Raw genomic sequence first — 21,218 nt, 5'->3', positions numbered from 1 at the left:
CTTCCCGCAGCGAAATCAAGAAGGAGGGCGAAGCCCGGGGGACATTCGCGGAGGGAAGTACCCGGTGGCCTGTGCACGTGCCCTGAAGAGTTTCAGCGCAGCGCTTCGACCAGATCCAGCACCATGCGATCCGGCCCGAACACTTCGACCCCGTGCGCCAGCAAGGCATCCACAGCCTGCGCGATGCCATGGCTCGAAGAAGACTGCTCCGCCATGTCGTTGTAATACCCCAGGTCCTTCTTCGCATTCGCCATCGAGAACTTCAGCGAATCGGTGCTGCCCGTCAGCAGCTTGGGCTTGAGGCGCTCCAGCGCCACGCCGTTGCCGCCGCCCTTGGCGAGCACGTCCACGAACACCTCGGGCTTCACGCCGGCGCGCTGCGCGCAGGCCGCGGCCTCGCACAGCAGCGCGACGGTGCCCAGCGACACGAAGTTGTGCAGCAGCTTCATCGCATGGCCCGCGCCCACATCGCCGACGTGCGTGACGTTCTCGGCAAAGCAGCGCAGCAGCGGCAGGCACGAGGCCAGCACCTCGGCGTCGCCGCCCACCAGCAGGTTCAGGCGGCCTTCGGCGGCCTCCTTGGCGGTACGGGTCATCGGCGTGTCGAGGAAGCGGCCGCCCTTGGCGAGCACGGCCTGCGCGACCTTGGCGGTGGAGGCGGGCACGGCGGTGGAGCAGTCGATCACCACGGTGCCGGGGCGCAGCGTGGTCAGCGCGCCGTTGTCGCCGAGCATCACGGCCTCGACCTGCGGCGTGCCGGTGACGCACAGGATCAGCACGTCGACCTGCGCGGCCAGCGTGGCCACGTCTTTCACCGAGGTGGCACCGGCCTTCAGCAGGTCGTCGATCGGCTGGTTGCCCGCATGCTCCAGCACCGTGAGCTGGTGGCCGTGCTTGACGATGTTGCTGGCGATGCCGTGGCCCATCAGGCCGACGCCGACGAGGCCGACCTTGCGCGAGGTTTGTGGTTGCTGTTCAGTGGTGGTCATGAATTCATCCGTGCTTGATGGCGATGGTCTTGAGGGTCGTGAAGCCGAGCAGGGCCTCGAAGCCCTTCTCGCGGCCGAAGCCACTCGACTTCACGCCGCCGAAAGGCAGTTCTACACCACCCGCCGCCCCGTAATTGTTCACGAACACCTGGCCGCAATGCAGCTTGTGCGCCATGCGCAGCTGGCGCCCGCCGTCGCGCGTCCACACGCCGGCCACCAGGCCGAAGTCCGTGCCGTTGGCCAGGCGCACCGCCTCGGCCTCGTCGGCGAATGGCATCACGGCCAGCACCGGGCCGAAGACCTCGCGCTGGGCCAGGTCGCTGTCATGCGGCACGTCGCGAAACAGCACGGCCTCCTGGTAGTAGCCGGTGGACGGTGCCTGCGGCGACACGGTGCCGCGCGCCGCCACCTTCATGCCGCTCGCCTCGGCGGTCGCGACCATGTCGCGCACCTGGCGGAACTGCTTCTCGTTGATGAGCGGGCCCATGTCCAGGTCTTCGGCGGGCGTGCCCGCGCGCACGGCCGTGAAGCGCTTGGCGAGGCGCTGCACGACTTCTTCATAGATCGACTGCTCGACCAGCACGCGGCTGCCCGCGGAGCAGGTCTGGCCGGCGTTCTGGATGATGGCGTTGAGCAGCACGGGCTCGGCCGCGTCGAGGTCGGCGTCGGCGAACACGATCTGCGGCGACTTGCCGCCCAGCTCCAGCGTCACGGGGCAGTGGCGCTCGGCCGCGGCCAGGCCCACGCTGCGGCCGGTCATGGTCGAGCCGGTGAACGAGATGTGGTCGATGCCCGGATGCGCGCACAGCGCCGCGCCGGCTTCCTTGCCGTAGCCCGTGACCACGTTGAGCGCGCCGGCCGGAAAGCCGACCTCGGTCGCGATCTCGGCCAGGCGCAGCAGCGACAGGCTCGCGTCTTCGGCCGGCTTCATCACGCAGGCGTTGCCCGCGGCGAGCGAGGCGCCCACGCTGCGGCCCGCGATCTGCATCGGGTAGTTCCAGGGAATGATGTGGCCCGTCACGCCGTGCGGAATGCGCACCGTGAGCACGGTGTAGCCGCGCTCGTAGGGCAGGGTGTCGCCGTGCAGCTTGTCGCAGGCGCCGGCGTAGTACTCGAAGTAGCGTGCCAGCGCGGTCGCGTCGTTGCGCGCCACGCGCAGCGCCTTGCCGGTGTCGCGCGCCTCGAGCTGGGCCAGCTCTTCGTGGTGCTGCATCACGGCGGCGCCGAGCTTGGCGAGCAGCCGGCCGCGCTCGAGCGCGGTGGTGGCGCCCCAGGGGCCGTCGAAGTGCTCGCCCATGGCCTGGCGCGCGGCGCGCACGGCGGCGTCGATGTCGGCAGCGGTGCCGCGTGCGATCTCGCCGAATTTCTGGCCGTCGCTCGGGTCGATCACGTCGATGGTGGCGTTGCCTTCGGACGCCACGCGGCGGCCGTCGATGTAGTGGGTGGCGTTCATGGAAGGTGTGTCTCCGTGTGGCGGATCAGGTCGGATCAGATGGGTTCCGGCCAGGGTTTCTGTGCGTCGCGAATCTGTTCGAAGGCGCGGCTGAACTGCAGCACGCCCAGGTCGTCGAAGCGGCGGCCGGCCACCTGCAGGCCGATGGGCAGGCCCTCGGCCGAGTAGCCGCAGTTGACCGACGCAGCAGGCTGCTCCGACATGTTGTAGGGCACCGTGAAGCCGATGTGCTCCAGCGGCCGCATCGGGTCGTTGGTGGGCGAGGCATGGTCCGCGGGCGCGGGCATGTTGGGCGACACCGGCGAGATCACGAAGTCGTAGGCCTTGGTGGCGGCGACCGTGGCCGCGCGCGTGGCGACGAACTGGCTGTAGCCGTCGAAGACGTGCGCACCCGAGAAACCGGCGGCGCTCTCGGCCCACTCGCGGATGTACGGCAGGATCTTCGCGCGCTGCTCGGCGCTCATGGCCTGCATGTCCAGGCACGAGCGCATGCGCCAGAAGTGGTCCATGCCCTGCAGCATCTGCGGCGTCATGAAGGCGGGGATTTCCTCGACGTGCGCGCCGGCGGCCTCGATGCGCCTGGCGGCATCGCGCACGGCCTGCGCGATCTGCGGATCGAGCGGCAGGCCGCAGCCCGCGTCCATGTGCAGCGCCACGCGCTTGCCCTTGAGGAACGACGGATCGACCTCGAAGGCGTTCCAGTCGATCACGGGCGGCGGCAGTTCCGAATAGTCGCGGTCGTCGGGCTGCGCGACCGAAGCCATCATCAGCGCCGCATCGGCCACGGTGCGCGTCATCGGGCCGGCGCAGCGGCCCATGTAGGGCGAGCTCAGCGGAATGCGGCCGAAGCTGGGCTTGAGCGTGAAGATGCCGCACCAGCTCGCGGGCAGGCGCAGCGAACCGCCGATGTCGGTGCCCACGTGCAGCGGGCCGTAGCCTGCGGCGGCGGCTGCACCGGCGCCCGCGCTGGAACCGCCCGGCGTGCGCGAGGTGTCCCACGGGTTGCGCGAGAGGTCGTGAAAGCTCGACAGGCCCGACGACAGCATGCCCAGGTCGGGCATCGTGGTCTTGGCCACCATCACCGTGCCGTCGGCCTTCAGGCGCGCGGCGGGGGGCGAGTCGTAGCTCACCGGCACGAGCTCGTAGGCGGCGGTGCCCAGCGGCATCGGGTCGCCCTCGGTCGCGAGGTTTTCCTTGATGGTCACGGGCACGCCATCGAGCGTGCCGCGCGGCGTGCCGGCGCGCCAGCGTTGTTCGGAGGCACGCGCCTGCTCGAGTGCGGCTTCGGGGCGGAACAGCCAGGTGGCGCGCAGCTGCGGCTCGCAGGCCGCGATGCGTTCGTTGACCGCGCGCGTCACCTCGACCGGCGAGAGTTCCTTGGCGGCGTAGGCGGCGTGCAGTTCCTGCACACCCAGGGCATACAAAGGCTTCGTCATCGCCGCATCAACCCCACGAGATGGCAGCCAGGTCGTTCGCGACGATCGGCATGTTCGGCCACAGGCCCTTCACTTCCTTGCGCGCGACCGTGGGGAACACGGCCTGGAACAGGAAGCCGTTGACGGCGTCGTTGGCGAGCATCTTCTGCGCCTCGCCGAGCAGCGCGTTGCGCTTCTTCTCGTCGGGCTCGCTCTGGACCGAGGCGTACAGGTCGCGGAACTTCTTCGAGTCGTAGCCCCAGTAGTAGTCGGGCTCGGTGTACTTCACGAGGTCGAAGGGCTCCACGTGCGCGACGATGCTCAGGTCGAAGTCGTGCCCGCCGCCGAAGGTGCCGCTGAGCCACTGGGCCCATTCGACGTTCTGGATCTTGACGTTGATGCCGATGGCCGCGAGCTGGGCCGCGATCACCTCGCCGCCCTGGCGCGCGTACGAAGGCGGCGGCAGCGTCATGCGCAGCTCCAGCGGTGTCTTCACGCCCGCGTCGGCCAGCAGCTTCTTCGCCTTGGCGATGTCGAAGGGGTTGATGCCGGTGGTGTCGACATAGCCCGGCGCGCCGATCGGGTAGTGGCTGCCGATGGCCTTGCCGAAACCGTCGGCCGCGCCCTGAATCACCACGTTGCGGTCCACCGCGGCCAGGATGGCGCGGCGCACGCGCACGTCGTCCAGCGGCTTGCGCTTGTTGTTGATGGCCAGGATCACCTTGCTGCGCGTGCCCACTTCGAGCACGCGGAAGCGCGGGTTGGCGCGGAACTGGCCCACGCTGCGCGTGCCGGCGCGCGGGAAGATGTCGATGTCGCCGGCCATCAGCGCCGCGGTCTGCGCGGCCGAGTCGGACATGAACTTGAAGACGAACTTGTTGACCTTGGCCAGCGCCGGGTTGCGGTACGTCGGCGACTTCACCAGTGCGCAGGCCGAGCCGCGCTGCCAGCTGTCGAGCTTGTAGGGGCCGGTGCCCACGGGCTTGGTGGCGTTGGTGTCGGCGCTCTTGGGCTCGACGATGCAGGCGGTGGCCTGGCCCAGCATGAAGAGCAGGTCGGGGTTGGGTTGCGCGGTCGTGATGACCACGGTGTCGGCGTCGGGCGTCTTCAGGCTGATCTCGCTGAAGAAGCGCTTGTCCTTGTTGGTGCTCTTCTCGCCGGCCGCGCGCTCGAAGCTGAACTTGACGGCGGCCGCGTCGAAGGCCTCGCCGTTCTCGAACTTCACGCCCTTGCGCAGCTTGAAGGTGTGGGTCTTCAGGTCGGGCGACACGGTCCAGCTCTCGGCCAGCAGCGGCGTGACGCTGCCGTCGGCGTTGATCTTGGTCAGCGTCTCGAAGATGTTGTAGTGCGCGATCTCGGCAATGGCCGAGGCGGCGGCGGTGGTCGGGTCCAGGCCCGGCGGTTCCAGCGGCATGCCGATGGTCAGCATGTTCTTGCCGGTCTGGGCCTGCGCGAACAGCGGAAAGGCGCCGGGGATCGCGGCGGCGATGGCGGTGCCCATGAGGGTGCGTCGCTTCAACATTCGGGGGTTCTCCTGGAAGAAAAAGGGGCTGCCGGTTCGACCCGTTCGGGCCTACCGCGACGGCGTGTGCAGCACGGCCGACAGCAAGGTGCGTGTGTATGGGTGTTGCGCGTGGGCAAAAAGTTCGGCGGGCTGGCCGCGTTCCACGATCTGGCCCTTGAACACCACGCACACTTCGTCGCACAGGTGGTTGACCACCGCGAGGTCGTGGCTGATGAGCAGGTAGCTGATGCCGAACTGCTGCTGCAGGTCCTGCATGAGGTTGAGCACCTGGGCCTGCACGGACACGTCGAGCGCGCTCACCGGTTCGTCGGCCACGATGAGCTTGGGGCGCGTGATGAGCGCGCGTGCGATGGCGATGCGCTGGCGCTGTCCGCCGGAGAACTCGTGCGGGTACTTGTCGAGGTCGGTGGTGCGCAGGCCCACGGCGGCGAGGGCTTCGGCGGCGCGTTCGCGCTGCTCGGCGCGGCGCGTTTCGGCCAGCGCTTCGAGCGGCTCGGCGACGATGCGGGCGACGGTCTGGCGCGGATCGAGCGAACCGTACGGGTCTTGAAAGACCATCTGGAAGTCGCGCCGCGCGGTGCGCAGCTCGGCCTTCGAGAGTGCGTGCAGGTTGCGGCCTTCGAGGGCGACGCTGCCAGAGGTCGGCGTGTCCAGCGCCATCACGAGGCGTGCGATGGTGGACTTGCCCGATCCCGATTCGCCGACGATGCCCACGCTCTTGCCGGCTTGCACCTCGAAGCTCACGCCGTTGAGGGCCTTCACGGTGGGGGGCGGGCCGAAGAGTTTTTCGCGCGGCAGGGCGTAGTGCCGCACGAGGTCGGTCACCTGCAGCAGCGGGGGGGAGGCAGAAGACGTCGAAGTCATCGGGGTGCTCATGCGGCGGCCAGCGTGGCGTGCGCGGCGACGGCGTCGAGGTGCAGGCAGCTCACCGCATGGCCGTTGGGTTGGCGGGCCACCGGCGGTTTCGTGGTGTGGCAGGCGTCGGTCGTGAAGTCGCAGCGGCCCGCGAAGCCGCAGCCGCGCGGAATGTCGACCAGCTCGGGCACGCTGCCGCGGATGGTGGGCAGCCGGCCCGCGCGCACGGCGCCGAGCGCGGGGCGCGCGGCGAACAGGCCGCGCGTGTAAGGGTGGGCGCGGTCGGCAAAGACCGTCTCGGTCGGGCCGCTTTCCACCGCGCTGCCGCCGTACATCACGAGCATGCGCTGCACGCTGCTGGCGATCACGCCGAGGTCGTGCGAGATGAGGATCAGCGCCATGCCCATTTCGGCGACCAGGCCCTGGATCAGGTCGAGCACCTGCTTCTGGATCGTCACGTCGAGCGCGGTGGTGGGCTCGTCGGCAATCAGCAGGTCGGGGCCGCAGGCCAGCGCCATCGCGATGCCGATGCGCTGGCGTTGCCCGCCGGAGAACTGGTGCGGGTAGGCGTCGAGGCGCGAGGCGGCGTCGGGAATGCCGACGCGGTCGAGCAGGTCAAGCGCCTCCTTGCGCGCCTGCGCCTTGGTGAGGCCGCGGTGCAGCATCAGCGGCTCGCCGACCTGGCGCGCGATGGTGTGCACGGGGTTCAGGGCCGTCATCGGCTCCTGGAAGATCATGCCGATGCGGTTGCCGCGCAGCTGGCACAGCTGCTTTTCGGGCAGGCCGACGAGTTCCTGGCCGTCGAGCTTGATGCTGCCCGTGACCTTGGCGGTGGAGGGCAGCAGGCCCATGAGCGACATGACGGTGATCGACTTGCCGCAGCCCGACTCGCCCACGATGCCCAGCGTTTCGCCGCGCTCCAGCGAAAAGGAAATGCCGCGCACGGCTTCGGCCGGGCCGCGCTGTGTCTGCAGGCCGATGTGGAGGTCGTTGACTTCGAGAAGGGGCATGGCGGTCTACCTTGCGCGCGCCAGGCGCGGATCGAGCAGGTCGCGCAGACCGTCGCCCAGCAGGTTGAGGCCGAGCACCGCGAAGGCGATGGCCATGCCGGGGAAGACGGCCAGCAGCGGCTGCTGGAACATGAGGGTCTGGGCTTCGCTGAGCATGCGGCCCCATGAAGGCTGTGGCGGTTGCGTGCCGAGGCCGAGGTACGACAGCGCAGCTTCGGCCAGGATCGCGATGGCGAAGCGGATCGTGATCTGCACGATCAGCACCGCCGAGATGTTCGGCAGCACGTGCTGCATGGTGATCGCGAAGCTGCCCTTGCCGCAGGCGCGTGCGGCGGCCACGTACTCGCGCGACCAGATGGCGTTGGCCGAAGCGCGCGTGATGCGCGCGAAGGTCGGGATGTTGTAGATGCCGATCGCGATGATCGCGTTGACGATGCCGGCGCCGAACACGGCGGTCATCATGATGGCCGAGAGGATGGCGGGGAAGGCGAGCGTGAAGTCCGAGAGGCGCATCACGGCCTCTTCGACCCAGCCGCGTTTCGCAGCAGCGAGCAGGCCCAGCGCGGTGCCGACGACGAGGCCGATGCCCACGGCGATCACGCCCACGAGGATGGAGGCGCGCGCGCCCACCAGCAGCAGCGAGGCCACGTCACGACCGAAGGCATCGGTGCCGAGCCAGTGCGTGGCCGAGGGGCCCTGCATCTTGTTGGCCATGTCCATCGCGTAGGGCGACCACGGCGTCCAGACGAAGGAGATCAGAGCCGCCAGCAACAGCAGCAGCGCGAACACGCCGCCGATGACGAAGCTGCGGTGCTTGACCGCGCGGCGCCAGAAGCCAGGGGCGAGGGGCGCGGCGGATGCGGGCACGGAGGAAGGGGAGAGGATGGCGCTCATATGTCGCTCGCCTTGATGCGCGGGTCGATCACGGCGTAGAGCACATCGACCACGAAGTTCACGATGACGACCATGGCTGCGAGCAGCATCACGCAGTTGCGCACCACGATCAGGTCGCGGTTGCTGATGGCCTGGAAGATCAGGCGGCCCAGGCCGGGCAGGTAGAACACGTTCTCCACAACGATGGTGCCGGCCAGTAGTTCGGAGAACTGCATGCCCATGACGGTGATGACGGGGATCATCGCGTTGCGCAGCACGTGGGTCCACAGCACCATGCGCTGGGACACGCCCTTGGCGCGTGCGGTGCGAACGAAGTCTTCGCGCATCACCTCGAGCACGGCCGAGCGCGTGATGCGCGCGAGGATCGCGGCCTGCACCACGGCCAGCGACAGTGCCGGCAGCAGCAGCGACTTCAATCCAGCCAGGATGCCTTCACCCCAGCCTTCAAAACCCCCGGCGGAGAACCACTGCAGCTGCACCGAGAACACCAGGATCAGCAGGATCGCGAACCAGAAGTTGGGGATGGCGATGCCGACCTGGGCCATGCCCATGAGGCCGACGTCGCCGAGCTTGTTGTGGCGTGCGGCGGCGGTGACACCGACGAGCAATGCAATGACGACGGTCAGGGCCATGGCCATCACGGCCAGCGGCACAGTGAGCGCCAGGCGTTCGAGGATCAAGTCGATGACGGGCGAGCTGTAGGCGTAGCTGTCGCCGAGGTTGCCGGTGAGCAGGCCGCCGATCCAGTGCCAGTAGCGGGTCCACGCGGGCTGGTCCAGGCCGAGCTTGGTGGCCAGGGCGGCGACGGCATCGGGCGAGGCGTCGGGGCCCATGAGCATCTGCGCGGCATTGCCGGGGAGAATTTCGAGCACCAGGAACACGATGACGGACGCGCCGATCAGCGTGCCGATGAGCGTCAAGGTGCGCTTGAGCAGGAACAGGCCCATGGTTCAGTGGCTCCGTTGTTTATCGCTGTTCAGGGCGTGTGCCCAGGCCACCGGGTACTTCCCTCCGCGAATGTCCCCCGGCCTGCGGCCTCCTCCTTGATTTCGCTGCGGGAAGCACCCAGTGCCCTGAGCACGGGGACGCAGCGCGTTTCGCTTGACGCGAGAGAGAAGGCCGGGAGGTGTCATGCCGAAGCGATGCACTCGGCGATCGCACGCCCCACGTCCACCGTGTTGGCGGTGCCGCCCATGTCGCGCGTGCGCGGGCCTTCGCTGAGCACGGTCTCGATCGCCGAGAGCACGGCCGCCGAGGCCTGTGCGTACACGGGGTCGTTGTCGCCCAGGTGGTCGAGCATGAGCGCGGCCGACCAGATCTGGCCGATGGGGTTGGCGATGCCCTTGCCTGCGATGTCAGGGGCCGAGCCGTGCACGGGTTCGAACAGCGAGGGGAACTTGCGTTCGGGGTTCAGGTTGGCCGAGGGCGCGATGCCGATGGTGCCGGTGCAGGCCGGGCCCAGGTCGGAGAGGATGTCGCCGAACAGGTTGGAGGCGACGACCACGTCGAACCAGTCGGGGTGCTGCACGAAGTGCGCGCACAGGATGTCGATGTGGTACTTGCTCGTGGCCACGTCGGGGTAGCGCGTGGCGATCTCGGCCAGGCGCTCGTCCCAGTAGGGCATGGTGATCGAGATGCCGTTCGACTTGGTGGCGGCCACCAGGTTCTTGCGCTTGCGGCGGTTGGCGAGCTGGAATGCGTAGTCGATGATGCGGTCCACGCCCACGCGGGTGAACACGGCTTCCTGGATCGCCATCTCGCGCGGCGTGCCTTCGAACAGGCGCCCGCCCACCGAGGTGTATTCGCCTTCGGTGTTCTCGCGCACGACGAGGAAGTCGATGTCGCCGGGCTTGCGGTGCGCCAGCGGGCCCGGCACGCCAGGCATCAGGCGCACGGGGCGCAGGTTGACGTACTGGTCGAAGTCGCGGCGGATCTTGATGAGCAGGCCCCACACGGCGATGTGGTCGGGCACCTTGGCGGGGTCGCCCACGGCGCCGAAGTAGATGGCGTCGTGGCCCTGGATCTTGTCGGCCCAGTCGGCCGGCATCATCAGGCCGGTGCGCACGTAGTGGTCGGAACCCCAGTCGAAATGGTCGTACGCGAAATCGATGCCGAAGCGCCGACTGACCGCGTCGAGCACGCGAAGGCCCTCGGGCATGACTTCGACGCCGATGCCGTCTCCGGGAATGACGGCAATCCTGTGCTTTTGCTTCTGCTGCATTGACTCAACCTGTTCCTGAACCGTTTCGATAAGAGCGCCGACGCTTGTGACACCGGGCCGTCAAAAAATTCTAGGAGCGGGTGAGGCGCGCGCGATGGGGGTTGGCACCCACCGGGCATTGACAAAAAGCGAAGGCCAAAACGCCAGAACACAGCGGAAGATAAGAAATTGATGGTCATCGAACTGACTTGAGCTTCGAAAAATTAGAAGGCGCCGGGGGCGGAAAACCCGCATCCGGGCACCCGCCCAAAGGGCCTGCGTACCATCGTGCCCATGCGAACACTTCCACTCCCCACCGGCGGCGAGATGCCGGTTCTCGGTCTCGGCACCTGGCGCATGGGCGAAGACGCCACCCGCCGCACGGCCGAGGTGGCCGCGGTGCGCGAGGCCATCGGCCTGGGCTACCGCCTGATCGACACGGCCGAGATGTACGGCGAGGGAGGCGCAGAGACCGTGGTCGGCCAGGCCGTGGCCGAGGCGCTGCGCGCGGGCGATGTGCGGCGCGAAGACCTCTTCATCGTCAGCAAGGTCTACCCGCACAACGCCAGCCGCCGCGGCACGGGCCAGGCCTGCGAGCGCAGCCTGGCGCGGCTGGGGCTGGAGCGCATCGACCTGTACCTGCTGCACTGGCGCGGCAACCACCCGTTGGCGCACACGGTCGAGGCGATGCACGAACTGGTGGCGGCCGGCCGCATCGGTCATTGGGGCGTGAGCAACTTCGACACCGACGACATGCAGGAGCTGGCGCAGGTCGTGGGCACCGGCCCGGCCTGCGCGGCCAACCAGGTGTACCTGTCGCTCGGCCAGCGCGGCCCCGAGTTCGACCTGCTGCCCTGGCAGCGCGAACGCGGCATGCCGCTGATGGCCTACAGCCCGATCGACCAGGGCGCGCTGGCGGGCGACGAGGCACTGGGCCGGCTGGCGGCCGACCTCGGCGTGAGCGCCGCGCAACTGGCGCTGGCCGCGGTCATCGCGCGCCCGGGCGTGGCGGCGATTCCGAAGGCGGTGCGCAGCGCACACCTGAAAGAAAACAGGGCCGCCGCCGAGCTGCAGCTCGATGCGACGACCCTGGCGGCGCTGGACCGGATCTATCCGGTGCCCAAGCGCAAGACGCCGTTGGCGATGATCTAGTCAGAGCACGTTCTGGCTTCGGCTCAGTGCGCGTCGGCGTGCTTGGCCGCCGCGATCACCGCCTCTTCGTCGTGCTTCGCACCGTTGAGGAACAGGTTCAGCAGCACGGCCGTGATCGACGCCAGCAGGATGCCCGACTCGATCAGCGAGTGGATCGAGTGCGGCATCCACTGCTTGAAGTTGGGGGCGATCAGCGGAATCATGCCGACGCCGATCGACACGGCGACGATCATGGCGTTGTGGCGGTTGGTCTTGAAGTCCACGCCCGACAGGATGCGGATGCCGGTGGCGGCCACCATGCCGAACATCACGAGGCCCGCGCCGCCGAGCACCACGGTGGGCAGCGACTCGACCAGCGCGGCCATCTTCGGCAGCAGGCCCAGCACGATCAGGATCACGCCGCCGGCCACGCACACGTAGCGGCTCTTGATGCCGGTGACGGCCACCAGGCCCACGTTCTGCGAGAAGCTGGTGTACGGGAAGGTGTTGAAGATGCCGCCGATGAGCGTGCCCAGGCCGTCGGTGCGCAGGCCCTTGGCCAGGTCTTGCTGGCTGATCTTGCGGTCGGTCATTTCGCCCAGCGCGAGGAACATGCCGGTCGATTCGATCATCACGACGATCATGATGAGCGTCATCGTGAGGATCAGGATCGGGTCGAACAGCGGCATGCCGAAGTGGAAGGGCAGCACGACGTCGACCCAGGCGGCCTTGCCGACTTTTTCGTAGGTCATGAGGCCGGTGAGCGAGGCCACCACCGCGCCGATCACGATGCCCAGCAGCACTGAGATGTTGGCGATGAAGCCCTTGGCGTACTTCACGATCAGGAGGATCGACACCAGCACCAGCGCGGCCACGCCGAAGCCCGACAGGTCGGCGTACTTGGGGTTGGGCACGGTGGGCATGATGGCGAAGCCCTTGGGCACCGCGGGGATCGAGCTGCCCGGCGAGGTGACCTCGGCCAGCCACTTGGCGTACACCGGGTCGACCAGCGCGGGCGCCGTCGGGCCCACGGGGTTGCCGAAGATCCAGTTGATGCCCACGCGCATCAGGCTGATGCCGATGACCGCGATGATCGTGCCCGTCACCACCGGCGGAAAGAACCGCAGCATGCGGCTCACCAATGGCGCGATCAGTATCGATATCACCCCCGCGCCGATGATGGCGCCGAACAGCAGCTGCGCTCCGTTCTGCCCGGGGTTGGCGTTGGCGATGGCGACCATGGGCGCCACCGAGGCGAAGGTCACACCCATCATCACGGGCAGCTTGATGCCGAACCATTGCGTGGCGCCCAGCGCCTGGATCAGCGTGGCGATGCCGCAGCAGAACAGATCGGCCGAGATCAGCAGCGCGACCTCGTCGGGCGAGAGTTTGAGCGCGCGGCCCACGATGAGCGGCACCGCGACGGCGCCCGCATACATCACGAGCACGTGCTGCAGGCCGAGGGCCGCGAGCTTGCCCGAAGGCAGGCGCTGGTCCACGGGATGGACATTGCTGGAAAGGGAATCTGCCGTCATCGTTGTCTCCTGGCGCGGCGAGGGGAACGGAGCAGTGATGCGCGTCGCAGAGCCGTCGCGCACACCAGTTGTGTACGCGAAACTGTATACAATTTATGCGGCAATCCGGATTCAGGTAAACCCGAATCCGGCGAAGAAGCGCTGTAGGAGGCGCGCGCCGAGGCCTCCGGCGTTTCGGCCGGCGCTCAGGTCGGGGGAGTGGGGCGCGTCAGCGATGCTGGCTCAGGCCAGCAGCGCTTTGACCAGGTCGAGCTGGCGGTCGGGCTTCTCGGTGCCCAGTTCGAGGCTGGCCTCGATGCGTTCGAGGTGCTCGATCATGCAGGTCACGGCCGCTTCGACGTCGCCCTTGCGGCACAGGCGCAGGAAGTCGGAATGCTCGTCGGACGAGCAGTGCGGGTCGTTCGACGAGTGGTAGAGCATCGCGATCAGCGAGCTGCGCGCCACCAGTTCGCGCACCATCTCGGCCAGTGTGTGGTTGCCGGTGGCTTCGGCCAGCGCCACATGGAAGTCGCCCAGCAATTTCTCGCGCACCGTGCCCATGGTGGTGCTCTGGCGCAGCGCGGTGCGTTCGAACTTGATGTGCTGCTCGAGCGTCTGGTAGTCGCGCGGCCGGGCGTTGGCGATGAACAGGCGCACCACCTCGCGCTCGAGGATGCGGCGCACGGCGAACACCTCGCGCGCCTCGTCCACCGTGGGCTGGCAGACGAAGGCTCCCTTGTCGGGAATCATCTCGATGAGCTTGTCCTTCGACAGCATCAGGAGCGCCGCGCGCACCTTGGTGCGGCTCACCGAGTAGACGCGGCCCAGCGCCTCTTCGCGCAGCCAGGTGCCGGGCGGCAGGCGCTTCTCGACGATCGCGGTGGCGATGTCGTTGGCGATGCTTTCGATGGAACTGTTCTTGTCGGCCGGCGCCGTGCCGTTCTCGGCCGGTGCGGCAACGGGGGCGGCGGAAGGGACGGAGGTTTTGGAACTGGCGCGGGGCATCCGTCGATTGTGGCTCAGCGCGTGAGGGTGAAGGCCTCGAGCGCGCCGATCATGGGCTTGGGCAAGGGCCTTGCCAGCTCGCCGCGCTTGCTGGTGCGCAGCTTCAGCGCCACCAGCGATTCGATGAGCTTGGTGCCCGCGGCCACGCCGTCGATCACCGGCACGCCGAGCACCTGCTCGATGTGCGCGCACAGGTCGGTCATGCCGGCGCAGCCGAGCACGATGCAGTCGGCACCGTCTTCTTCGAGCGCGCGCCGGCATTCGTCGACGATGCGCTCGCGGGCGTTGGAGCCCGGCTCTTCCAGCTCGAGCACCGGCAGCTCGCAAGCGCGCACGTTGGCGCAGAAGCGCTCCATGCCGTAGATCTCGGCCAGGTGCCAGGCCTGGCCCATGGTGCGGGCCAGCGTGGTGACCACACTGAAGCGGCTGCCGATCATGCTGGCCAGGTGCATCGCCGCCTCGGCGATGCCGACCACGGGGCCGCGCGCCAGCTCGCGTGCGGCTTTGAGGCCCGGGTCGCCGAAGCAGGCGATCACGTAGCCGTCGATGCCGTCGCGCTCACCCGCGGCGATCTCCTGCAGCAACCCCGGCACGGCCAGCGCCTCGTCGTAGTGGCTCTCGATGGAGACCGGCCCCATGGCCGGGCTCACGGCCACGATCTCGGTGCCGGCGTGCGCCACCGCGCGAGCGCAGGCACCGATCTTCTCGGTCATGCTCCAGGTGGTGTTGGGGTTGATGATCTTGATGCGCACGGCGCAGTCCCTTCTTCGGTCAGTTTTTCAAGTCTTGTTGTTGCGGTTCAAGAGCACGTAGAGCACGAAGCCCAGGCCCATGCCGATGAACCACGCATAGTTGGCGGCGCCGCGCAGCGTCGGCACCATCACGCACAGGATGGGCACGAGGGCCGACGGCACCAGCGCCTGGATCGCCTTCGGGTTGTAGCCGCCGCTGTACCAGTACTTGCCCTGCTTGCTCATGGTGTAGAGCGAGTCGACGTCGATCTGCTGCTTGCGCACGATGTAGTAGTCGGCAATCAGGATGCCGAACAGCGGCCCGATGAACGAGCCCAGCACGTCCAGCGTGTAGTGAATGACCTCGGGGCTGTTGTAAAGGTTCCAGGGCGTGAGAAACACCGAGCCCACCGCGGCGATCATGCCGCCCGTGCGCCAGCTGATGTGCTGCGGCGCCACGTTCGAGAAGTCGAAGGCCGGCGACACGAAGTTGGCCACGATGTTGATGCCGATGGTGGCGATCATGAAGGTCAGCGCGCCCAGCACCACGGCCGTGGTGCTGTCGATCTTGCCCACGGTGTGCACCGGGTCGGTGATCAGTTCACCAAAAACGGGCAGCGTGGCGGCCGTGGTGATCACGGTGAGCAGCGAGAAGAACACGAAGTTGATCGGCAGGCCCCAGAAGTTGCCCTTCTTCACCGCGTCGAAGCTCTTGCCGTAGCGCGAGAAGTCGCCGAAGTTGAGCATCGGGCCGCTGAAGTAGCTCACCACCAGCGCGATGGCCGAGAGCATCACCGGCAGCGCGTCCCAGCCCTGGAACTTGATGCCGCCCAGGTTCAGGTCGATGTTGCTCCAGCCGGCCTTCCACACCAACCAGCCGCACAGCACGGCCATCACCACGTACACCGCCGGGCCGGCCCAGTCGATGAACTTGCGAATCGCTTCCATGCCGTGCCAGAACACGAAGGCCTGCAGCACCCACATGACCATGAACGCCACCCAGCCCAGGGCCGAGAGCCCGACGAAGCCGTACTGCGCCACGTCGGCGTACGGCGCCAGGCCCGGCGCCATGTGCAGCGCCAGCACCATGAAGGCGGCGGAGGCCAGGTAGGTCTGCACGCCGTACCAGGCCACCGCGATCAGCCCGCGGATGATGGCCGGGATGTTGGCGCCCAGCACCCCGAACGAGGCGCGGCACACCACGGGGTAGGGCACGCCCGTCACCTGGCTGGGCTTGGCCACCAGGTTGCAGAAGACCTGCACGATCACGATGCCCACCAGCAGCGCCACCAGCACCTGCCAGCTCGACAGGCCCAGCGCGAACAGGCTGCCGGCCGTGATGTAGCCGCCCACGCTGTGCACGTCGGACATCCAGAACGCAAAGATGTTGTATTGACCCCAGGTCTGCTTCTTCAGCGGGGCGAGGTCCTCGTTGGTCAGGCGCGGGTCGTAGCCCGGCTTGATGAGGGCATTCGATTCCGCGTGCGGCGCGATGCCGGCTTCGCTGGCCCCCGCGGGGGCATGGCTGGCGACTGTGCTCATGGTCTTTCCTCGTACTTGGTTGGGATGAGGGACTTTTTGACGCAAATTTCGCGCCGTCTTTATGGGTGCGTTATTTGTATACAAAAATTGAACTCAATCAAGGCCATGCGGGGAATCATATATCCGTAGATTCCCTGATGCGGACGGGCCGGGGCAAAGAAAAAGCGCCATGCCCCGCGAGGGACATGGCGCCTTGGAGGGGCCGGGGCGGGGTGGGGCTTACTGCGCCGCCACCTTCTGCGCGTTCAGGCCAGCAGGTCGCTCAGCGTGCGCGCCACCACCTTGGTCGCGCGGCGCAGGTCTTCGAGCACCACGCGCTCGTCGCTGCGCTTGGCGTGCGACTCGAGCACGGTGCGCGGGCCGGCGCCGTAGATCACGCCCGGAATGCCGGCTTCGACGTACAGGCGCACGTCGGTGTACAGCGGCGTGCCCATGGCCTTGATGGGTTCGCCGAACAGTTCGCCGCCGTGCTTCTGGATCGCGTCGACCAGCGGCTTGTTGCCGGCCAGCGGCTTCATCGAGTTGGCGAGCAGCATGCGCTTGATCTCGACCGTGATGCCCGCGCTTTCGGCGGCGGCATCGGCGATCACCTGGCGGATGTTGGCTTCGACCTCGACCGGGTTCTCTTCGGGGATCATGCGGCGGTCGAGCTTGAACACGACCTTGCCGGGCACGACGTTGGTGTTGGTGCCGCCCTCGATGCGGCCCACGTTCAGGTACGGGTGCGTGATGCCCTCGACCTTCGACGTGACCTTCTGGTAGAGCGTGTTCTGCGCGTACAGCGCGTTCAGGATCTTGGTGGCGCCCTGCAGCGCGTCGATGCCGGTGGTGGGCACGGCGGCGTGGGCCATCTTGCCGTGCACGGTCACTTCCATCTGCAGGCAGCCGTTGTGGGCGGTGACCACTTCGTAGCTGAAGCCGGCCGCGATCATGAGGTCGGGCTTGGTCAGGCCCTTCTCGAGCAGCCAGCCTGGGCCGAGGATGCCGCCGAACTCTTCGTCGTAGGTGAAGTGCAGCTCGATGCTGCCCTGGGTGGGCTTGGCCACGGCCTCGAGGGCGCGCAGCGCGAAGGTGAAGCTGGCGAAGTCGCTCTTGCTGACGGCGGCGGCGCGGCCGTAGAGGCTGCCATCGACGATCTCGCCGCCGTACGGGTCGTGCGTCCAGCCTTCGCCGGGCGGCACCACGTCGCCATGGGCGTTGAGCGCCACGGTGCGACCACCGTTGCCGTAGGTGCGGCGCACGATCAGGTTGGTGATCGATTCGAGGCCGTAGTCCTTCACCTCTTGCGCGGGCACGGCGTGCTTCTCGGCGTCGAGGCCGAAGTCCTTCAGCAGCTCGGCGGTGCGCTCGGCGTGCGGCGCGTTGTTGCCGGGCGGCGTGTCGGTGGGCACCTGCACCAGTTGCTGCAGGAATTGCACTTCCTCGTCGAAGTGGGCGTCGATCCAGGCGTCGAGTTTGGCGTAGTCGGTCATGGTGGTTGTTCTTGTGGGGTCGGTCAGTGGGCTTGTTCGGCGGCGAGGTTGTCCAGCAGAAGCTGGAAGGCTTGCACGGCCAATTGAATGTCGTCGTTGGTGCTCGACTCGAGCGGGTTGTGGCTGATGCCCGAGTTGATGCCGCGCACGAAGAGCATGGCCTGCGGCATCACCTCGTGCAGCTTCATGGCGTCGTGGCCGGCGCCGCTGGGCATGCGGAAAAGCGGAATGCCCAGCGCGTCGACGGCCTGTTCCCAGCGCTGCTGCCAGGCGGGTTCGCTCGGCGCGGCGGCGGCGCGCATGGTTTCCTCGAGCTCGTAGCGCACGCCGCGGCGTTCGCAGATGTCCTTCAGCGCGGCGACCACGTCGTTCGCCAGCGCGTCGCGCTGCGCGTTGTTGGGCGCGCGCAGGTCGAGGCTGAACTTGCAGCGGCCGGGCACGACGTTGATCGAGCCGCTCGGCACTTCGAGCATGCCGACGGTGCCGACCGAGTCGCCGTCTTTCGCGGCGCGCTGCTCGGTGTAGAGGATGAGTTCGGCCACGGCTGCGGCGGCGTCGCGGCGGCGGTCCATGGGCGTGGTGCCGGCGTGGCTGGCCATGCCGATGACTTCGCCCACGTAGCGCACGCTGCCGTTGATGGAGGTGACGATGCCCAGCGGCAGGTCGAGCTCGGTGAGCACGGGGCCCTGCTCGATGTGCACCTCGACAAAGCCGAGGTAGCGCGCCGGGTCGCGCTGGATCTTCGGAATGTCTTCTTCCTTCAGGCCGGCGTGCTGCATGGCCTCGCGCATGGTGATGCCGTCGGCATCTTTCTGGTCGAGCCAGCGCTGGTCGAAGTGGCCGATGAGCGCGCCCGAGCCGAGGAAGGTGGCCTTGTAGCGCTGGCCTTCTTCTTCGGCGAAGCCGACGACCTCGAAGGCGAAGGGCAGGCGGCGGTTCTGGCGCTTGAGTTCGCGCACGCAGGCCATGGGCACGAAGATGCCCAGGCGGCCGTCGTACTTGCCGCCGTTGCGCACGGTGTCGTAGTGCGAGCCGGTGAGCAGAGTCTTGGCGTCGGGCGTGGCGCCTTCGTAGCGGCCGACCACGTTGCCTACGGCATCGATGTGCACGGAGTCGAAGCCGCAGTCGCGCATCCAGCCCGAGATGTTCGCGGCGCAGGCACGGTGCGCGTCGGTCAGGTACGTAACGGTGAGCTGGCCCTTCTCGGCATAGCCGGGGTCGGTGTGCACCGACAGCTGCTCCTGCCAGTCCCACACGTCGTTGCCGAGCGTGATGTCGGCGCCGAACTTGTCGTTCAGGCGGATCTCGGCGATGCGGTGGATGTTGCGCAGCGCCTCGCCGAGCTCGAAGCTCGGGTGGTTGTGCAGCCGGCGCGCGAAGGTCTCGATGATCTCGCGCTTGGCCAGGCCCGTGCCGCGCGGGCCGCGCACCGCCAGGATGAAAGGGAAGCCGAACTTGGCGTTGTAGTCGGCGTTGAGCTTCTGGATCTGCGCGAACTCTTCGGGCGTGCAGTCGGTCAGGCCGGCCTTGTTCTGCTCGTTGGTCGACTCGGCGGTGAGCGTCTTGCTGACCATGGCCTTGCCGGCGAGCTCGGGGTGGGCGCGGATCAGGCCGATCTGTTCGTCGGCCGACGAGGCGGCCAGTGCCTGCACCAGCGCATGCTTGAGGTGCGCGAGCGAGCGGAAGGGGCGCTGCACCAGCGCGCGCTGCGCGATCCAGGGCGAGTGTTCGTACACACCGTCGAGCATGGCGACGGCAGCGGCCGGCCCCGCGGCGTTGAGTTGGGCAAGGGTGAGGAGAGGGGGGCTCATGATGCGGCTCCGGCTTCGAAAGGATGTGCCTGCTTCCAGTGGCGTGCGATGTCGACGCGGCGGCAGACCCAGACCTTGTCGTGCGTGGCGATGTGATCGAGAAAGCGCTGCAGCGCCGTGATGCGGCCGGGGCGGCCGAGCAGGCGGCAGTGCATGCCGATGCTCATCATCTTGGGGCTGTCGTCGCCGTTCGGGTCGCCTTCGGCGTACAGCGCGTCGAAGGTGTCCTTCATGTACTGGAAGAACGGGTCGGCGTGCGAGTAGCCCTGCGGCAGCGCGAAGCGCATGTCGTTGCAGTCGAGCGTGTAGGGCACGATGAGCTGGGGCACGACGCTGCCGTCGGTCTTTTGCACCTTCATCCAGAAGGGCAGGTCGTCGCCGTAGTAGTCGCTGTCGTACTCGAAGCCGCCGTAGTCGGCCACGAGGCGGCGCGTGCGCGGGCTGTCGCGGCCGGTGTACCAGCCGAGCGCGCGCTCGCCGGTGAGCTTTTCGATGGCTTCCATGCCCAGGCGCATGTGCTCGCGCTCGGTGGCTTCATCGAGGTTCTGGTAGTGGATCCAGCGCCAGCCGTGGCAGGCGATCTCGTGGCCCAGTTCCTTGAAGGCGGCGGTGAGTTCGGGGTAGCGTTCCAGCGCCATGCCCACGCCGAAGACCGTGAGCGGGAGGCCGCGCTTTTCGAACTCGCGCAGGATGCGCCACACGCCGGCGCGCGAGCCGTACTCGTAGATGCCTTCCATGCTGATGTGCCGGTCGGGGAAGCTCGCCGGATTGAACATCTCGGAAAGGAACTGCTCGGAGCCCGCGTCGCCGTGCAGCGTGGCGTTCTCGCCGCCTTCTTCGTAATTGAGGACGAACTGCACCGCCACGCGCGCACCGCCGGGCCAGCGGGCATGGGGCGGGTTGCGGCCGTAGCCGATCAGGTCGCGCGGGTAGGGCAGGGTGGTGTCGTAGACGGTCATGGTGTGGATCAGGACAGCGCGAGGGAGATGTCGTTGGTCGGGACCTTGCGGTCGAAGGTGAGGTTGGCCTCGACGTGTTCCAGGTGCTCGGTCATGAGGCGCACGGCGAGTTCCTCGTCGCGCGCGGCCAGCGCTTTCACGATGTCGGCGTGCTCGTCGTTGGAGTGCTCGGCGGCGCTGGTGCTCTGGTACATGAGCGTGATGAGGGCGCAGCGCGAGATCAGCTCGCCCAATATTTGCGCCAGCACCTGGTTGCCCATGAGCTCGGCCATGCGCACGTGGAAGTCGCCCAAGAGCTCGGTGCGGCCCGACACGTCTTCGCCGCCGACGGCCGATTTCTCGAGCGCCACGTGCTCCTTGAGCGCCTTGATCTTGGCGGGCGTGACGCTGCGCACGAAGGCGCGGGTCATCTCGGCCTCGAGCATGCGGCGCACGGCGAACACCTGCTTGGCCTCGTCGACGGCGGGTGCGGCCACGAAGGCGCCGCGCGCCGGCTCGAGCCGGATCAGCTTGTTCTGCGAGAGCTGGAACAGCGCCTGGCGCACCAAGGTGCGCGACACGCCGAAGTGATCGGCCAGCTTCTGCTCGGCGAGCTTGGTGCCGGGCTGAAGGCGGTGCTCGACGATGGCCTTCGTGAGGGCATCGACGATCGAACGGGTGGTGGAGGACTCCATGTTTTTCATGATAGACCCAAAGCCGGTAACTGTATACA

The 21,218-nt window shown here is 67.8% G+C and carries 18 protein-coding genes; 1 reads left to right on the top strand and 17 read right to left on the bottom strand.

Annotation, left to right across the window (positions count from 1 at the left end; genetic code table 11):
* Positions 1 to 92: 92 nt before the first annotated feature.
* The 9 genes from AC1RL8_RS17930 to AC1RL8_RS17890 form a co-directional block, all read right to left on the bottom strand.
* Positions 93 to 989, bottom strand: a complete 897-nt coding sequence (locus AC1RL8_RS17930; RefSeq protein ID WP_492685975.1) for an NAD(P)-dependent oxidoreductase — start codon at positions 987 to 989, stop codon at positions 93 to 95.
* A gap of 4 nt (positions 990 to 993) precedes the next feature.
* Positions 994 to 2,442: an aldehyde dehydrogenase family protein gene (locus AC1RL8_RS17925; RefSeq protein ID WP_492685976.1), complete on the bottom strand. Its 1,449-nt coding sequence runs from the start codon at positions 2,440 to 2,442 to the stop codon at positions 994 to 996.
* Between the two features lie 35 nt (positions 2,443 to 2,477).
* Complete coding sequence (locus tag AC1RL8_RS17920) at positions 2,478 to 3,878, bottom strand: amidase (protein WP_492685977.1); 1,401 nt, start codon at positions 3,876 to 3,878, stop codon at positions 2,478 to 2,480.
* Between the two features lie 7 nt (positions 3,879 to 3,885).
* Complete coding sequence (locus AC1RL8_RS17915) at positions 3,886 to 5,379, bottom strand: ABC transporter substrate-binding protein (RefSeq protein WP_099795672.1); 1,494 nt, start codon at positions 5,377 to 5,379, stop codon at positions 3,886 to 3,888.
* A gap of 51 nt (positions 5,380 to 5,430) precedes the next feature.
* Positions 5,431 to 6,258, bottom strand: a complete 828-nt coding sequence (locus AC1RL8_RS17910; RefSeq protein ID WP_492685978.1) for an ATP-binding cassette domain-containing protein — start codon at positions 6,256 to 6,258, stop codon at positions 5,431 to 5,433.
* Entirely contained in the window at positions 6,255 to 7,247 is a 993-nt protein-coding gene (locus AC1RL8_RS17905; protein ID WP_307584569.1) for an ABC transporter ATP-binding protein, read from the bottom strand. The genes AC1RL8_RS17910 and AC1RL8_RS17905 overlap by 4 nt, the downstream gene beginning before the upstream one ends.
* Before the next feature lie 6 nt (positions 7,248 to 7,253).
* Positions 7,254 to 8,141, bottom strand: a complete 888-nt coding sequence (locus AC1RL8_RS17900) for an ABC transporter permease (protein WP_492685979.1) — start codon at positions 8,139 to 8,141, stop codon at positions 7,254 to 7,256.
* Entirely contained in the window at positions 8,138 to 9,088 is a 951-nt protein-coding gene (locus tag AC1RL8_RS17895) for an ABC transporter permease (protein WP_062479371.1), read from the bottom strand. The genes AC1RL8_RS17900 and AC1RL8_RS17895 overlap by 4 nt, the downstream gene beginning before the upstream one ends.
* Positions 9,089 to 9,270: 182 nt before the next feature.
* Positions 9,271 to 10,362 (bottom strand): tartrate dehydrogenase, encoded by a 1,092-nt coding sequence (locus AC1RL8_RS17890; RefSeq protein ID WP_070061680.1) that lies wholly within the window; start codon positions 10,360 to 10,362, stop codon positions 9,271 to 9,273.
* A gap of 273 nt (positions 10,363 to 10,635) precedes the next feature.
* Here AC1RL8_RS17890 and AC1RL8_RS17885 point away from each other — a divergent pair, with 273 nt between their 5' ends.
* Complete coding sequence (locus AC1RL8_RS17885; protein ID WP_492685980.1) at positions 10,636 to 11,493, top strand: aldo/keto reductase; 858 nt, start codon at positions 10,636 to 10,638, stop codon at positions 11,491 to 11,493.
* A 23-nt stretch (positions 11,494 to 11,516) separates the two neighbouring features.
* Here the strand turns inward: AC1RL8_RS17885 and AC1RL8_RS17880 are convergent, their stop codons facing one another.
* The 8 genes from AC1RL8_RS17880 to AC1RL8_RS17845 form a co-directional block, all read right to left on the bottom strand.
* A complete protein-coding gene (locus AC1RL8_RS17880; RefSeq protein WP_095946737.1) occupies positions 11,517 to 13,007 on the bottom strand; it encodes a nucleobase:cation symporter-2 family protein in 1,491 nt (496 codons plus the stop codon).
* 222 nt (positions 13,008 to 13,229) lie between these two features.
* Positions 13,230 to 13,991 carry a GntR family transcriptional regulator gene (locus AC1RL8_RS17875; RefSeq protein WP_062479384.1) on the bottom strand — a complete coding sequence of 254 codons (762 nt, stop codon included), beginning with the start codon at positions 13,989 to 13,991 and terminating at the stop codon, positions 13,230 to 13,232.
* Positions 13,992 to 14,005: 14 nt separating this feature from the next.
* Complete coding sequence (locus AC1RL8_RS17870; RefSeq protein ID WP_492685981.1) at positions 14,006 to 14,743, bottom strand: aspartate/glutamate racemase family protein; 738 nt, start codon at positions 14,741 to 14,743, stop codon at positions 14,006 to 14,008.
* Positions 14,744 to 14,770: 27 nt separating this feature from the next.
* Positions 14,771 to 16,264, bottom strand: a complete 1,494-nt coding sequence (locus tag AC1RL8_RS17865) for an NCS1 family nucleobase:cation symporter-1 (RefSeq protein WP_492685982.1) — start codon at positions 16,262 to 16,264, stop codon at positions 14,771 to 14,773.
* Between the two features lie 245 nt (positions 16,265 to 16,509).
* A complete protein-coding gene (locus AC1RL8_RS17860) occupies positions 16,510 to 17,736 on the bottom strand; it encodes a M20 family metallopeptidase (RefSeq protein ID WP_095946740.1) in 1,227 nt (408 codons plus the stop codon).
* A 23-nt stretch (positions 17,737 to 17,759) separates the two neighbouring features.
* Positions 17,760 to 19,547 carry a 2-oxo-4-hydroxy-4-carboxy-5-ureidoimidazoline decarboxylase gene (uraD, locus tag AC1RL8_RS17855; protein ID WP_492685983.1) on the bottom strand — a complete coding sequence of 596 codons (1,788 nt, stop codon included), beginning with the start codon at positions 19,545 to 19,547 and terminating at the stop codon, positions 17,760 to 17,762.
* Positions 19,544 to 20,506: an allantoinase PuuE gene (gene puuE, locus AC1RL8_RS17850; RefSeq protein WP_492685984.1), complete on the bottom strand. Its 963-nt coding sequence runs from the start codon at positions 20,504 to 20,506 to the stop codon at positions 19,544 to 19,546. Before puuE ends, uraD begins: the two co-directional genes overlap by 4 nt.
* Positions 20,507 to 20,514: 8 nt before the next feature.
* Entirely contained in the window at positions 20,515 to 21,189 is a 675-nt protein-coding gene (locus AC1RL8_RS17845) for a GntR family transcriptional regulator (protein ID WP_056574067.1), read from the bottom strand.
* Positions 21,190 to 21,218 lie beyond the last annotated feature (29 nt).

The organism is Variovorax sp. GW822-FHT04E09 (genome assembly GCF_058800845.1).
The sequence above is the reverse complement of the archived record's forward strand: the minus strand, read 5'-3'. Positions and strand labels throughout refer to the sequence as shown.